Here is a 14,021-nt window from a genome sequence, read left to right on the forward strand (position 1 = left end):
TGACCAATCGCCCCGACACTCGGAGAACGTAGGGCGAAAACCTACTCCATCACCGCGGCATGATCCGATGGCGCCGACTGCGCGCGCAGCGTGGCCTTGGTCGAGCCGATCATCAGCGCGAGCGGGATCGAGACCAGGATGAACAGCATCACCAGCTGGTAGTCGTGCGAGAACGCGATGATCTGCGACTGCGCCGCCACCATCTTGTCGGCCATCGCGCGGCCGGCATCGGTGTTGAGGTTGATCATGCCCGATACGTCGGGCATCTGCAGCGCGTGGTTGAACGGATTGATCTGCTCCGACAGCTTTGCGTAGATCCGCCGTCCGCCTTCCGTCAGCTGCGCGATCACGATCGAGATGCCGACCGAGCTTGCGACGTTGCGCAACAGCGTCAGCATCGAGGTGCCGTCGGTGCGCAGATGGTTGGGCAGCGACATGAACGCCACCGTCGACAGCGGCACGAACACGAGGCCGAAGCCGAAGCCCTGGATCACGCTGACGACGATGATCTCGTTGGCCTGCGTCATGTCGGTCCAGCCGGTCATCTGGAACAGCGAGGCCGCGGTCAGCGCCAGGCCGGAGATGATCAGCGTGCGCGCCTCGATGTAGCGCATCATGCGGCCGACCAGCATCATCGCGACGAAGGTGCCGGCGCCGCGGGTCGCCAACAACAGGCCCGCGGTGATGATCGGGTAGCCGACCACGTTCTGCAGATAGGGCGAGGACAGCGCCATGGTCGAATACAGCACGAGGCCCATGACAGTCATGAACACGCAGCCGCCGAGGAAGTTCTTGTCCTTGAACAGCGCGAACTGGATGAAGGGCCGGCTGGTCGTCAGCGAATGGGCGAAGAAATAGTAGAAGCCGATCGCGGAGACGACGAATTCGATCATGATCTCGTTGGATTCCAGCCAGCCGAGCTGCTCGCCGCGGTCGAGCGCGAGCTGCAGCGAACCGATCGCGACCGCGAGCGCGCCGAACCCGAACCAGTCGAAGCGCAGATTGAGGTCTTGCTTGGTCTCGTCCATGAAGACGGCAAGGCCGAGCACGGTGATGGCGCCGAATGGCAGGTTGACGAAGAACACCCAGTGCCAGGAATAGGTCTCGGTCAGCCAGGCGCCGAGCGAGGGCCCCATGATCGGGCCCATCATCACGCCCATGCCCCAGATCGACATCGCTTTCGCGCGCTCATGCAGCGCGTAAGAGTCGAGCATCACGGCCTGCGACAGCGGCACCAGCGCCGCGCCGAACACGCCCTGCAGCAGGCGGAACAGCACCATTTGGTTGATGTCCTGCGCCAGGCCGCAGAACACCGAGGCGACGGTGAAGCCGGCCGAGCAGATGATGAAGATGCGCTTGCGGCCATAGCGGTTGGCGATCCAGCCCACCGGCGCGGTCATGATCGCGGCCGCGACGATGTAGGAGGTCAGCACCCAGTTGATCTGGTCCTGCGAGGCCGACAGCGAGCCCTGCATATAGGGCAGCGCGACGTTGGCGATCGTGGTGTCGAGCGCCTGCATGATCGTCGCGGTCATCGCGCAGATCGTCACCATGTTCCGGCGCATGCCGGGTACGGCGGATGGTGACGGTGCATTCATTCAGGTCGGTCCTGTTCGAGCGTTGGAAACCCGCTCCCCCGCAAGCGGGAGAGGGGGCGCACTGTCTCTGCGGTCGATGATCGACCGCTTCTTCTCTCTACTCGTGGTCCGGGTGCGCCGAGGCCGGCGCCAGCCCGAGCAGGCCGGCCAGCGTGCGGCGGTGGTTGGTGTCGATCGTCGCGTAGACGCTCATGCCGGCTTTCAGCTTCTTCACGAACGGATCGTTCTCGTCGAAATAGATCCGCACCGGCACGCGCTGCACCACCTTGACGAAATTGCCGGTCGCGTTCTGCGGCGGCAGGATCGCGAACTGCGCGCCGGTGCCGGGCGACAGCGAGCCGACCTTGCCCTTGAACCGATGGTTCGGGAACGCGTCGACGTCGAGCTCAACCGGCTGGCCGACCGCGACATAGGTGAAGTCGCTTTCCTTCGGATTGGCGTCGACCCAGGGATGGTCGACGTCGATGATCGAGAACACCGGCGAGCCGGCGGCGACGAAGCGGCCGAGCTGGATCTGGTCGACCTGGGTCGCGACGCCGTCCATCGGCGCGCGCAGCACGGTGTGGTCGAGATTGCGCTGGGCGTCGTCGAGCTTGGCCTTGGCCTGGGCGTAGGGCGGGAACTGTTCGATCGGCAGGTCGATATCGCCGAGCAGCTGCGTCTTGTCCTTGGAGATCTGCTGCCTGATGTATTGCGCCAGGCTCTCGGCCGTCACTTGCGCATTCGCCGCGTTGTCGAGGTCGAGCTGCGAGCCGAAATTCTGCTTGGCCAGCGTCGACTTGCGTTCGACGTCGCGCTTCTTCAATTCGATGCTCTGCTGGGCGAATTCCAGCATCCTGCCGTTGATCTTGATGTTGTCGACCAGGTTGTCATAGGTGGTCCTGGTCTGGTCGAGCGCGGCCTTGGCCTGCGCCACCGCGAGGCGGAACGGCACGGGGTCGATCTCGAACAGTTCGTCGCCCTTCCTGACGTGCTGGCCTTCCTTCACGACGATCTTGTCGATCTTGCCGGAGATTTCCGGCGTGATCAGCACCTTCTGCGCGCCGACATAGGCGTCGTCGGTGCCGACATAGCGGCCGCCATTGAGATAGAACACGATGCCGCCGATCGCAGCGAGCGTCGGCAGCACGACCAGCAGCAGCGTGCGGCGATAGCGCCGCAGACCGGCCATCAGGCGACGGCGCGGCGCGCGGCTGGCCTTGCCCGACGGCGCAGGCTCGCCCGGATTGCTCTTCTGCTCGGGGGCCAGTTTGAGGACGGGTTCAGCCATAGCGCTGTTCCTTTCGGGAGGGCTCGCCGGCTGGGGTCTGGACGGCATTGCGAACGTTTTCCTTGATCGATTCCAATTGGGTGAGCAGGCGATACGCGTCAGCGGGGCTGATGCCCTCGAGCGCGGTCGCGGTGAGTTCGGAGCGGAGGCCGGCGAGCTTGCCGAGCAGCGGGCGCGCGGCCTTCTTCAGATAGAGGCGGTTGACGCGGCGATCGTTCTCGTCGCTGCGGCGCTCGATCCAGCCATTGTCGCAGAGCTTGTCGATCAGCCGCGTCAGCGTGATCGGCTGCACCTCGAGCAGCTCGGCGAGCTCGGTCTGTTTCAACCCTTCCTGGCGTTCCACCTTGGACAGCACGGCCCATTGCGCGCGGGTGATGCCGTAGCGTGCGGCCTCCTTGTCGGCATAGACGCGGATCAGCCGGAACACTTCGCCCAGCGTAAACAAGAAATCGGTGTCCACCGAACCGCGCATCGATCCTGCCTCCATAAGCTTGGGATATAATAAGCTTGCTTATGATTTCTGCATGCCGGGTTAACGCGAGGCTGCCCCGCATTGCGGGCATGGCTGCAACGCGGCGGCGAACCGGGGTTGAGAGCCGGGCTTTGGGAACGGGCGCGCAAATGCTAGATATCGAGGCAATGAGCCTGGCCAAGCCGACATTTCCTGCCCCCGACCACGATCACGGCCGCTGCGCCGCGGACGCGATGGCGCATGCCGAGCAGGTGTGTGCGCGCCGCGGCCAGAAATTCACCCCGATCCGCCGTCAGGTGCTGCAGGCGCTGCTGTCGAGCCATCGCCCGCTCGGCGCCTATGAGGTGATCGACGAGCTGGCCAAGACGATGCCGCGGCCGGCACCGATTACCGTCTACCGCGCGCTCGACTTCCTGATGGAGAACGGCCTCGTCCACCGCATCGAGAGCCGCAACGCCTTCCTCGCCTGCGCGCACGACCATGACGAGACCTCGATGGTGGCGTTTTTGATCTGCGACCATTGCGGCTCGGTCGGCGAGATCCCGGCCGCCCCCGTCGCGCAAAGCCTGACCGCGGCGGCGCGGGCCTCGGGGTTCATCCCGAAACTCTCCGTCGTCGAGATCGCCGGCACCTGTGCGCACTGCCAAAAGACGTGATGGCGCGATGGTTTCAGCTAACTCGCACTGCTTTCGAGCTACCTCGCCCCGCTTGCGGGGAGAGGTCGAAATTCGCGGTAGCGAATTTCGGGTGAGGGGGACTCTCCGCACGCTCGCCTCTATCGAATTTGCGGCGACGGCCCCTCACCCCAACCCTCTCCCCGCAAGAGCGGGGCGAGGGAGCCCAACCGGCAATTAACAACACGGCACCAAGCCGGCTCGCGAGGAAACATGTCGACCCAAGCGATCTCCGCCAGCGTCACAAGGCCCGTCAGCGTCGGACACGGGCTGCCGCCCGGCGCCATCGCCGTGATGCTGATGCTGTGCGTGAGCTGGGGCTTCAACCAGCTCGCGGTCAAGCTTGCGCTGCCCGACGTGCCGCCGATGCTGCAGGCGATGATCCGCTCCGCCGGCGCGCTGCCGGTGATGCTGATCGTCGGCCACCTGCGCGGCGTCAAATTCTTCGAGCGCGACGGCACCCTCGTCCCCGGGATCGTCGCCGGGCTGATGTTCGGCTGCGAGTTCGTGCTGATCTTCACCGGCCTCGTCTTCACCTCGGCCTCGCGCGCCTCGGTGTTCCTCTACACCGCGCCGTTCTTCGTTGCGCTCGGCTCGCACCAGTTCCTCGGCGAGCGTCTCTCGACCGTGCAGTGGAGCGGGCTTGCGCTGAGCTTTGCCGGCGTCGCGCTCGCGATCGGCGTGCCGCAGCCGAACGTCGATGCCAAGGTGCTGCTCGGCGACCTCATGGTGGTCGGCGGCGGCGCGCTGTGGGCGGCAACTACGCTGGTCGCCAAGGGCACGGGCTTGCGCAAGGCCGCGCCGGAAAAGGCGCTCGGCTACCAGGTCGCGATCTCGATTCCGATCCTCGGCCTCGCCGCCTGGATCGCGGGCGAGCGCATCGAGCATGTGCCGAGCGCGCTGTCGATCTCGCTGCTTGCCTATCAGGCGGTCTGGGTGGTGGGCTGCACGTTCGTCATCTGGTTTGCGATGGTGAAAACCTACTCCGCGAGCAAGCTGTCGGCCTTCACCTTCGTCACGCCGCTGTTCGGCGTCGTCGCGGCCTATTTCATCATGCACGACACGTTGACGGCGGTGTTCGGCGTCGCCGCGCTGCTGGTGATCGCCGGGCTCTATCTCGTCAACAAGCCCGACCCGAAGGTGACGCCGGATCCCAACGTGCCGGCGTGAGGTTATCCTGGGTGCCGTGCGCTCAACTCTCTCCCCGTCATGCTGAGGAGCGCGGAACGCGCGTCTCGAAACGACGGCCCAGCCGGCACCCGGGCCGTTCATCCTTTGAGGCTCGCAAGAGCTCGCGCCTCAGGATGACGAGCAAAGAGGAGCGGAATGCCGCAGACAACCGGAGCGCAATCCCGTTACATCATCCGCTCATGCATCTCGAAATCGACGTAGACCGGCGGAAGATGCAGCCCGCGGCCGGCAAGCATTTTTGCGCTCCCGGCTCCGAGATCGGTGACCTCGAGTGAGATGCCGAGCCCGTCCCGGTAGAGGATCGGCTGATAGCCCTTGATGATTCTCTGGCCGAACGCGGGATAGGGCGGCGCGCCATCGGAGAACGCGTGGCGGAATGCCTGGTAGAGCGTCGACGATCGCAGGGTCTCCATCGCGGCGCGCCCATGCCCTTCGGCAAGGCAGATGCGGATTCGGAAATAGGTGTTGTAGCTTTGACGCAGCTTCTCGATCGCAATGAATCCGGCTGCGCCCGCTCCGTCGAGCGCGTAATAGGCCGTCGTCCGATCCTGTTCCGGCGTCGCCGTCTCGGCCGCCTGCAACTGCTCTTTCTCCTTGCGCAGCAGGCCGGCAATGTCGGTCTGTCCCGCGTCCTTGCGCAGTTCAACTGCGCAATTGCGCACGATGCTGGTGCTTGCGCGATGGTTCAGGTCGATCTCCGCGCCGCCGTCCGGTAGGGCGTGCCAGCCGGCGGCCTCAAGTCGCGCCCCTGATCCGGAAAACAGCGCGTTGAATGGCGGTGAGGTGATGCCGTGTCCGTAACGCGCGCAGAGATCGACGACCATCCCGCACGCGGCGGTGACGCCGGGGTCGGTCTTGTCGGCGCCGGCCGACGCCCCGCCATCCGCCGGGATCGCGAATACGGCCATGACGGCTTTGGAAAAAACCGGAGACCTTGCGTTCCGCCTCTTGCCTGGCGAGCACGGCCGGATTTGCTTCCGATGAATCGACGCCGGACCTCGCCCGTGCCGTCGAAGCGGTCTGCAGGCTTCGGCGGCCGAGTGCGGCGAGGAAGCAGAAGGCAGAGAAAGCAAAGGCGCAGATCGCCGGGATCGCGGCGATCAATCCATACGGCACGTGCACGCCAAACCATGCCTCGATGCGATCCTGGACAGCGGAAAAGAAGTAGAAGATGACAAACGGCGCAACGGCGAAGAACACCGCAAGGCCGGTGGTCAGGCCACTGTCGTGGAAGCGCCGGGCCGTCACGGCAAACAGCGGCAGCGCTATTGCGACGGCGGCGTAGACCGTCTTGTCGAGCTGATGGGCTGCGAGCAGGAGCAGCAGACAAAAGCCGAAGAACCACCAGAACTCGGCACGCGAAGCCCGTCCGGTGAAATCAGCGAACTTCCTGAAACAGGTGGCGATCGACGCGGTGGGATGCACGACCATCTCCGGCAGACGGCGGCACTCTAGCGGCGAAGATTTACGTTTCCCTATTGCTGAGCGGACAATTGTGGCCTTCAGGCGCAATTGCGGACGGTATCGATTTACGTCAACATCGCCTCCACGAAGGCTCCCATGCGAGGGATGCCGTTGGAGGCGCGCTGATGCCAATCGATGCCACCGATGCAATTGAAGCCGGAATTCGCTCCGCGTTCACCGCATACTCCAAGGAGGATGATCCGGACTGGCGGAGCGCGTGCTGGATCAAGCCGGATGAGTGCTCCCACCTCGCACGGAGCATCTTGAAGGAATTGGCGGCCCGAGGCCTTGAGATCGTCAAGAAGCCGGCTTGATCGCCTCAAGACTCCGACGATTCATGTCGCGAGAATGCGGATGTATGACTCATCGGCGCGCCAAACATTCAGCGTCGTCCTGGCGAAGGCCAGGACCCATTACCCCAACTGTCGGTTGTCGCGTGGCGCTGGGGGCCGCTTTCCCGTTCACAAGCAAATTCGGTGGTTATGGGTCCTGGCCTTCGCCAGGACGACGGAGGAGACATCGCGCTTCCCCACTAACCCCTCTCGATTGGCAGGGACTCATCCTTCGCCCATTCGCCCATCGAGCCGTCATAGAGCGTGAGATTGTCGTAGCCGAGCCGATGCAGCTGGAACAGGTCGATGGTCGCGGAGATGCCGCCGCCGCAATAGGCGACGACGCGCTTGTCCCTGGTGATGCCTTGCGCTGCGAAGATTGCTTCGGCCTCCTCAAGCGGCACGAACGTCTTGGCCTTGGGATCGATCAAGGTCGCCGCCGGCACGCTGACGCTGCCGGGGATGCGGCCGGGTCGGCCGTAACGGCTCGGCTCCAGCCCCTTGTAGAATTGCGGGCCGAGCGCGTTGACGATGACGGTGTCGCCCTCCGTGGTCGCGGCGAGCACGTCATGCTTGTCGACGAACATGCCGTCCTTCGGCCGCGCCGGAAACGTCGCCGGCGGATAGCCGCCGGCAAGTCCGGTCTCGATGTCGCGTCCTTCGGCAGTCCATTTGTCGATGCCGCCGTCGAGCACGGCGGCACCCTCGAAGCCGAGCGAGCGCAGCATCCACCAGAACCGCGTCGCCCACATTGCGGTGCCGATCGAATAGAGCACGACGCGGCTGCCCGCCGAGATGCCGTGGCGGCCGAACGCGGCTTCGAGCTGCGCTGTCGGCGGCATCATGAAGCGCAGATGGGTATGGGCATCCGAGAATTCGGCCTGCAAATCGAGGAAATTGGCGCCCGGGATGTGGCCGGCCTCGAAGGTCTGGCGGCCCGAGACGACCATATAGGGAGCGTTGCTGCCGGCGGGGGCCGGCTCCAGATAGGTCGTGCAGTCGAACAGGCGAAGGTCCGGCCGGGTCAGGATCTCGGCAAGTTCCGCCGTGGTGATCAGCTCGCTGTTGCCGGCCATTTTGCGTCCTCCCGGTGTGTGTTTAACGGGATGCTAAGATGCGCCAGATCACATGAAAAGCTGTCACTTTGCCCTTTGATTCACCCCAATCCGGTCCAATATAGCGGGGCATGCAGGACGCCGCTGCATGGCTTGCGTTTGGCCTCAATCGGCGCCATAAGCTATTGAATTCACTCCGAAACACGATCGCTTGGCCCGTCGCGCGCGAGGCCCATCGCCCCCTTGGTGAATGTCACCAAAACCTGATATTCGAGACGCCATGAACAAGCCCGAGATTTTGCCGCAAGACGACGTCGCCGGCCCCGCGCCGCGGCACCAAACCACGCAGGTCATGGTCGGCAACGTCGCCGTCGGCGGCGGCGCGCCGATCGTCGTGCAGTCGATGACCAACACCGACACCGCCGATGTCGACGGCACCATCGCCCAGGTTGCCGCGCTGTCCCGCGCCGGCTCCGAGATGGTCCGCATCACCGTCGACCGCGAGGAAGCCGCCGCTGCCGTGCCGCACATCCGTGACGGCCTGCGCAAGCGCGGCATCACCACGCCCCTGATCGGCGACTTCCACTATATTGGGCACAAGCTGCTCGCCGAATATCCGGCCTGCGCCGAGGCGCTCGACAAGTACCGCATCAATCCCGGCAATGTCGGCTTCAAGAACAAGCGCGATACCCAGTTCGCCGACATCATCGAGATCGCCAACAAGAACAACAAGCCGGTGCGCATCGGCGCCAATTGGGGCTCGCTCGACCAGGAACTGCTCACCAAGCTGATGGACGAGAATACGGCGTCTGCGAATCCGCGCGATGCCCGCGCCGTGACCCGCGAGGCGATGGTGCAGTCGGCGCTGCTGTCGGCCGCGCGTGCGCAAGAGCTCGGCATGCCGAAGAACAAGATCATCCTGTCGGCCAAGGTGTCGGCCGTGCAGGACCTGATCGCGGTCTATCAGGAAGTCGTGCGCCGCTCGGATTATGCGATCCATCTCGGCCTCACCGAGGCCGGCATGGGCTCGAAGGGCATCGTGGCCTCCTCGGCCGCGCTCGGCATCCTGCTGCAGCAGGGCATCGGCGACACCATCCGCATCTCGCTGACGCCGGAGCCCGGCGGCGACCGCACGCTGGAAGTGCAGGTCGCGCAGGAATTGCTGCAGACCATGGGCTTCCGTACCTTCGTGCCGCTGGTTGCGGCATGCCCGGGCTGCGGCCGCACGACCTCGACCACGTTCCAGGAGCTGGCGCGCTCGATCCAGGATTTCATCCGCGACGAGATGCCGGCCTGGAAGACCAAGTATCCGGGCGTCGAGCAGCTCAACGTCGCGGTGATGGGCTGCATCGTCAACGGCCCGGGCGAATCCAAGCATGCCAATATCGGCATCTCGCTGCCCGGTACCGGCGAAGCGCCGGCCGCGCCTGTCTTCGTCGACGGCAAGAAGTTCCGCACCCTGCGCGGCCCCGGCATCGCCGCCGACTTCAAGGCACTGGTGATCGACTATATCGACCAGCGCTACGGCAACGGCGCCAAGCTGCCGGAGCAGGCCGGCGCCGCGGAGTAGTTTCACTCCGCGCGTGACCCACACTCAACCTTGTCCCTGCCTAGTGCGCAATTGCGCACGGGAGCAGGGACCCATAACCACAGGATGTGGTTGTGGCGCGAGATGCGGGTTACCAGCCTTCGCAAAACCCGATCCTGTGGTTATGGGTCCCGGATCTGCGCTCCGCTTCGCTGCGCTTGTCCGGGACGACAGATATGTTTGAGGCGCAGATTGCGCTTCCGTCGATGCGCGTTACCATGCTCCCAATCAAGAATGATTGGGAGAACGCCCATGAGCTCGCTATCCGGCAAGCAGGGTCCGCGCTATCGCCACCTCGCCGACCAATCCGAGCCCTATGAGACCATCGGCGTCGAGAAGCTGACGCCGATCATCGGCGCGGAGATCTCCGGCGTCGATATCGGCAAGCTGGTCGGCGACGATGCGCGCTCCAACCGCCAGATGGACGAGATCCATCGCGCGCTCGCCGAAAACCTCGTCATCTTCTTCCGCGACCAGCACATCAGTCCCGACCAGCATCTCGCCTTCGGCCGCAAGTTCGGTGAGCTGCATGTGCATCCGGCCGCGCCCAACGAGGGCGATCCGGCGCTGATGAAGATCTATGCCGACAAGGATTCGCCACGCGCGAATGGCGAGGGCTGGCACACCGACGTGTCCTGCGATCTCGAGCCGCCGATGGGTTCGATCCTCTACATCAAGCAGTGCCCGCCGCGCGGCGGCGACACCCTGTTCGCCAACATGTACGCCGCCTATGAGGCGCTGTCGGACCGCATGAAGGCCTATCTCGACGGGCTGACCGCGCTGCATGACGGCGAGCAGACCTATCGTGGCCTGTATGCGAACTACGGCGTCGCCGACAAGCGGGAATATCCTCGCGCCGAGCATCCGGTGGTCCGCACCCACCCGGTGACCGGCAAGAAATCGCTCTACGTCAATCGCGGCTTCACCCGCTTCATCGTCGGCATTCCGCGCGACGAGAGCGACGCCATGCTGGCCTATCTCTACCAGCACGCCGAGAACCCGCTGTTCCAGTGCCGCTTCCGCTGGACCGAGAACGCGATCGCGTTCTGGGACAACCGCTGCGCCCAGCACCGCGCGATGTGGGATTACTGGCCGCACACCCGCTCCGGCACCCGCGTCACCGTGAAGGGAGAGCGGCCGGTGTGAGGAATTGCGTGCTGCGTTGGTTCCACCCATCCTACGAACTACGAACTGAAAAATGCCATCGGGAGACCGCCCATGCTTCGCGCCGAGGACAACAAATTCCTCACCGAATCCGGTGAGAGGACCGGCATGGGCGAATTGCTGCGGCGGTTCTGGATTCCGGTGCTGCTGTCCGAGGAACTGGCGGAGCCGGACAGCGACCCGAAGAAGATCGTTGTCATGGGCGAGGAGCTGCTCGCCTTCCGCGACACCAGAGGCGTGGTCGGCGTCATCGACCAGTACTGCCCGCATCGCGGCGCCAATCTTTGGCTCGGCCGCAACGAGGAATGCGGCATCCGCTGCGTCTATCACGGCTGGAAGTTCGATACCGACGGCCGCTGCGTCGATATGCCGACCTCGTATCCCGACCTCAACGCAAAGGACCTGATCCGGATCAAGTCCCATCCGGTGCGCGAATGGGGCGACATGATCTGGGCCTATATGGGCCCGGCCGATCAGATGCCAGAACTGCCGGCGCTGGAGATGGCGCTGCTGCCGGCCTCGCACCGCTTCGTCACCAAGAAGTGGCAGGACTGCAACTGGGTGCAGGCGGTGGAAGGCTCGATCGACACCGCGCATTTCACCTTCGCGCATCTCTCCTTCGAGAAGGAGGAGAACGAGATCCTCGACATCAAGAAGCATTTCGTGAACCCGCTGACCCGGGTCGCGACCGATCACATGCGCTGGATCGCCGAGGACCCGCGCCCGGTGATCAAGATCAATCCGCATGAGGCCGGCCTCACGGTGGCGGGCGGACGGCTCACCGGCAGCGACAACATCTACTGGCGCATCGCCCAGTTCCTGATGCCGTTCCACAGCTACGCGCCGAGCTCGATGCCGGGCGAGAACATGTTCGGCCAGACCTTCGTGCCGGTCACCGACACCAATTGCTGGATCTACACCTATGCGTGGAATCCCCACCGGCCGCTGACCGATGCCGAGCGCGAAGGCTACGCCAACGGCAACGGCGTAATGGCTGTCGTCGACGAGAACTACGTGCCGCTGCGCAACAAGGCCAACGACTATCTGATCGACCGCAAGCTGCAGCGGACCAAGAGCTACACCGGCATCAAGGGCGTCTCCGAGCAGGACGCCGCGGTGCAGGACAGCCAGGGCCCGATCGCCGACCGTACCCGCGAGCATCTCGGCCCGACCGATCTCGGCATCATGCATTTCCGCAAGCTGGTCATGGAGGCGGCCCGCGCGCTGCAAAAGGGCGAGGCGCCGCCGCATGCTCAGCATCAGGACCGTTACACCGTGCGCTCCGGCGCCTGCGTCACCAGCAAGACCAAGGACCTCACGGCCGTCATGATCGAGCGGTTCGGCGATCCCGCCGGCTTCGTCGGCGGTCCCGGCCAGAACGCCGCGGCGGAGTAATCTCTGCTGTCGTCCCTGCGAAAGCAGGGACCCATAACCACCGTTGGATATTGTTGAGATGCGCTGTGGCCCGAACCTTCGCCAAGCCAGCGACGGTGGTTATGGGTCCCGGCCTGCGCCGGGACGACGTGGGGAGGGATACCGCGCGCTACACGCGCTACAACGGAATCCTGCGATACTCGCGGTTGGCGAGGCTGGCTTCCTCGAGGTCGAGGTCGCGCTCGATCCGCCGCCTGGTCTCGTCGGTGATCTTGCCGTCGCGCAGCAGCATATGGATGAACTTGCGCTCGGAGGCGATCAGCTCCCGCGTCAGCTCGGTGCCGGTGGCGGAGACGTCGTGCGTGTCGGGATTGAGCGAGTCGGGCAGCTGGTTGATCCGGATCTCGTGCCGCGAGCGCAAGAGCTTGATGACCTCGTCGGAAAGCTCGCGGTCGTCGGTGATGGCATCGAGCGACTTCAGCGCGGCGTTCAGCGCCTCGCGCCGCGCCGCGATCTCCTGCTCGTGCTCGGCGATGTGCTCGCTGCGCCCGTCCCTGGCGAGGCCGAGCCAGCGCACCACCGGTGGCAGAGTGAGGCCGAGCCCGACCAGCGTCACGAAGATCACGCCGAAGGCGACGAACAGGATCAGGTCGCGATACGGGAAGGCGTCTCCGCTCGGCAATGTCAGCGGCAGCGCCAGCGCCGCGGCGAGCGAGACCGCGCCGCGCACGCCGGTGAAGGCGACCACGAACACCGCCCGCCACGACGGCAGCGGATCGCGCTCGCTCACGCGTCGGCTGATCCAGCGCGGCAGATAGGTGCCGGGAAACACCCAGACGAAGCGCGCCACGATCACGATGACGGCGACCAGCACGGTCGCGGTGAGGATGTCGTGCAGCGGGAACGACTTCGACTTCTCGTACAGCGAACGCATCTGGAAGCCGGTCAAGAGGAACAGCAGGCCCTCGATCAGATAGATGATCAAGTCCCAGAAGAAGATGCCCTGCAGGCGCGTCGCGGCCGAGATCAACAGCGGTCCGTTCCAGCTCATGTAGAGGCCGCAGGCGACAGTCGCGATCACGCCGCTGCCGCCGAAATGCTCGGGGATCCAGTAGGCGAGGTAGGGCGTGATCAGCGACAGCGTGATCTCGACCTGCGGATCCCTGGCGCGGCGGCGGGCGCGCAGGCTGAGCCAGCCGACCGCGGTGCCGAACGCGATCTCGCCGGCGACGATGACGAGGAAGGTGCCGGTCGCCTTCGGCAGCGAGAACAGTCCGGTGGTGATCGCGGCGAGCGCGAAGCGGTAGAGGATCAGCGCGGTCGCGTCATTGGCGAGCCCTTCGCCCTCGAGCACCACCAGGATGCGGCGGGGCATGCCGAGCCTGCGGGCGATCGCCAGCGGCGCGACCACGTCAGGCGGCGCGACGATGGCGCCGAGCAGGAAGCCGATGCTCCAGGGCAGGCCGATCAGATAATGGGTCGCGGCCGCGACCATGAAGGCGGTGAAGATCACGCAGCCGACCGACAGCAGGATGATCGGCCGCAGGTTGGCCTTGAACTCGCGCCAGCTCATCGCGACGCTCGCCGAATAGATCAGCGGCGGCAGCACCACCAGCAGCACCAGCTCAGGCGGCAGTTCCAGCGACGGCATGCCCGGCACGAAGGCGAGCACGATGCCGACCAGCAGCAGCAGGATCGCGGGCGCGATATCGGTCCGCCGCGCCACCAGGGCGGTTCCCGCCAGCACGCCGAGCAAAGTGAGAAAAATCTGAAATTTGGCTTCCATAACGGGCTCAATTCGCCCGGAAACCGGTGCCAGTCAATGCGGTCCGGCCGGAG

General features: G+C 64.9%; 13 protein-coding genes. 6 read left to right on the forward strand and 7 right to left on the reverse strand.

All coding sequences use genetic code 11. From position 1 onward, the window contains the following. Nucleotides 1-41: 41 nt before the first annotated feature. The 3 genes from ACVI1L_RS15060 to ACVI1L_RS15070 form a co-directional block, all read right to left on the reverse strand. The gene (locus tag ACVI1L_RS15060) at nt 42-1,598 is read right to left on the reverse strand and encodes an MDR family MFS transporter (protein WP_253588283.1); all 1,557 of its coding nucleotides are present in this window, start codon (nt 1,596-1,598) and stop codon (nt 42-44) included. Nucleotides 1,599-1,695: 97 nt separating this feature from the next. Then, a complete protein-coding gene (locus ACVI1L_RS15065; RefSeq protein WP_253588282.1) occupies nt 1,696-2,868 on the reverse strand; it encodes an HlyD family secretion protein in 1,173 nt (390 codons plus the stop codon). After that, nucleotides 2,861-3,340 (reverse strand): MarR family winged helix-turn-helix transcriptional regulator, encoded by a 480-nt coding sequence (locus ACVI1L_RS15070; protein ID WP_085970781.1) that lies wholly within the window; start codon nt 3,338-3,340, stop codon nt 2,861-2,863. The genes ACVI1L_RS15065 and ACVI1L_RS15070 overlap by 8 nt, the downstream gene beginning before the upstream one ends. 167 nt (nt 3,341-3,507) lie before the next feature. Between ACVI1L_RS15070 and ACVI1L_RS15075 the strand changes: the two genes are divergently transcribed. Both ACVI1L_RS15075 and ACVI1L_RS15080 read left to right on the forward strand, forming a co-directional pair. After that, entirely contained in the window at nt 3,508-3,996 is a 489-nt protein-coding gene (locus tag ACVI1L_RS15075) for a Fur family transcriptional regulator (RefSeq protein ID WP_026191999.1), read from the forward strand. A 231-nt stretch (nt 3,997-4,227) separates the two neighbouring features. Continuing rightward, a complete protein-coding gene (locus ACVI1L_RS15080) occupies nt 4,228-5,184 on the forward strand; it encodes a DMT family transporter (protein WP_316398848.1) in 957 nt (318 codons plus the stop codon). Between the two features lie 185 nt (nt 5,185-5,369). On the opposite strand, the gene ACVI1L_RS15085 is transcribed toward ACVI1L_RS15080, so the two are convergent. Further along, nucleotides 5,370-6,029: a hypothetical protein gene (locus ACVI1L_RS15085; RefSeq protein ID WP_456783208.1), complete on the reverse strand. Its 660-nt coding sequence runs from the start codon at nt 6,027-6,029 to the stop codon at nt 5,370-5,372. Further along, nucleotides 5,941-6,717, reverse strand: coding sequence for a DUF805 domain-containing protein (locus ACVI1L_RS15090; protein WP_456783209.1), 777 nt, complete (start codon nt 6,715-6,717; stop codon nt 5,941-5,943). Before ACVI1L_RS15090 ends, ACVI1L_RS15085 begins: the two co-directional genes overlap by 89 nt. A gap of 77 nt (nt 6,718-6,794) precedes the next feature. Here ACVI1L_RS15090 and ACVI1L_RS15095 point away from each other — a divergent pair, with 77 nt between their 5' ends. Next, complete coding sequence (locus tag ACVI1L_RS15095; RefSeq protein ID WP_038387623.1) at nt 6,795-6,983, forward strand: hypothetical protein; 189 nt, start codon at nt 6,795-6,797, stop codon at nt 6,981-6,983. 218 nt (nt 6,984-7,201) lie between these two features. Here the strand turns inward: ACVI1L_RS15095 and ACVI1L_RS15100 are convergent, their stop codons facing one another. After that, nucleotides 7,202-8,077, reverse strand: coding sequence for a sulfurtransferase (locus ACVI1L_RS15100; protein ID WP_057016781.1), 876 nt, complete (start codon nt 8,075-8,077; stop codon nt 7,202-7,204). Nucleotides 8,078-8,336: 259 nt separating this feature from the next. On the opposite strand from ACVI1L_RS15100, the gene ispG reads away from it, so the two are divergent. The 3 genes from ispG (at nt 8,337) to ACVI1L_RS15115 (ending at nt 12,203) form a co-directional block, all read left to right on the forward strand. Continuing rightward, nucleotides 8,337-9,626, forward strand: a complete 1,290-nt coding sequence (gene ispG / locus ACVI1L_RS15105; RefSeq protein ID WP_057016780.1) for a flavodoxin-dependent (E)-4-hydroxy-3-methylbut-2-enyl-diphosphate synthase — start codon at nt 8,337-8,339, stop codon at nt 9,624-9,626. 270 nt (nt 9,627-9,896) lie between these two features. Then, nucleotides 9,897-10,790 carry a TauD/TfdA dioxygenase family protein gene (locus ACVI1L_RS15110; RefSeq protein WP_028343560.1) on the forward strand — a complete coding sequence of 298 codons (894 nt, stop codon included), beginning with the start codon at nt 9,897-9,899 and terminating at the stop codon, nt 10,788-10,790. A gap of 72 nt (nt 10,791-10,862) precedes the next feature. After that, nucleotides 10,863-12,203: a Rieske 2Fe-2S domain-containing protein gene (locus tag ACVI1L_RS15115; RefSeq protein WP_456783210.1), complete on the forward strand. Its 1,341-nt coding sequence runs from the start codon at nt 10,863-10,865 to the stop codon at nt 12,201-12,203. 157 nt (nt 12,204-12,360) lie between these two features. On the opposite strand, the gene ACVI1L_RS15120 is transcribed toward ACVI1L_RS15115, so the two are convergent. Further along, complete coding sequence (locus tag ACVI1L_RS15120; RefSeq protein ID WP_057015584.1) at nt 12,361-13,968, reverse strand: Na+/H+ antiporter; 1,608 nt, start codon at nt 13,966-13,968, stop codon at nt 12,361-12,363. Between the last annotated feature and the right edge of the window lie 53 nt (nt 13,969-14,021).

This window comes from Bradyrhizobium sp. USDA 4516, assembly GCF_054055915.1.

What these genes read in the sequence shown, in the direction of transcription:
- ACVI1L_RS15060 (WP_253588283.1), bottom strand. Translation starts at nt 1,598, where the DNA reads ATGAATGCACCGTCACCATCCGCCGTACCCGGCATGCGCCGGAACATG.
- ACVI1L_RS15065 (WP_253588282.1), bottom strand. Translation starts at nt 2,868, where the DNA reads ATGGCTGAACCCGTCCTCAAACTGGCCCCCGAGCAGAAGAGCAATCCG.
- ACVI1L_RS15070 (WP_085970781.1), bottom strand. Translation starts at nt 3,340, where the DNA reads ATGCGCGGTTCGGTGGACACCGATTTCTTGTTTACGCTGGGCGAAGTG.
- ACVI1L_RS15075 (WP_026191999.1), top strand. Translation starts at nt 3,508, where the DNA reads ATGAGCCTGGCCAAGCCGACATTTCCTGCCCCCGACCACGATCACGGC.
- ACVI1L_RS15080 (WP_316398848.1), top strand. Translation starts at nt 4,228, where the DNA reads ATGTCGACCCAAGCGATCTCCGCCAGCGTCACAAGGCCCGTCAGCGTC.
- ACVI1L_RS15085 (WP_456783208.1), bottom strand. Translation starts at nt 6,029, where the DNA reads ATGGTCGTCGATCTCTGCGCGCGTTACGGACACGGCATCACCTCACCG.
- ACVI1L_RS15095 (WP_038387623.1), top strand. Translation starts at nt 6,795, where the DNA reads ATGCCAATCGATGCCACCGATGCAATTGAAGCCGGAATTCGCTCCGCG.
- ACVI1L_RS15100 (WP_057016781.1), bottom strand. Translation starts at nt 8,077, where the DNA reads ATGGCCGGCAACAGCGAGCTGATCACCACGGCGGAACTTGCCGAGATC.
- ispG (WP_057016780.1), top strand. Translation starts at nt 8,337, where the DNA reads ATGAACAAGCCCGAGATTTTGCCGCAAGACGACGTCGCCGGCCCCGCG.
- ACVI1L_RS15110 (WP_028343560.1), top strand. Translation starts at nt 9,897, where the DNA reads ATGAGCTCGCTATCCGGCAAGCAGGGTCCGCGCTATCGCCACCTCGCC.
- ACVI1L_RS15115 (WP_456783210.1), top strand. Translation starts at nt 10,863, where the DNA reads ATGCTTCGCGCCGAGGACAACAAATTCCTCACCGAATCCGGTGAGAGG.
- ACVI1L_RS15120 (WP_057015584.1), bottom strand. Translation starts at nt 13,968, where the DNA reads ATGGAAGCCAAATTTCAGATTTTTCTCACTTTGCTCGGCGTGCTGGCG.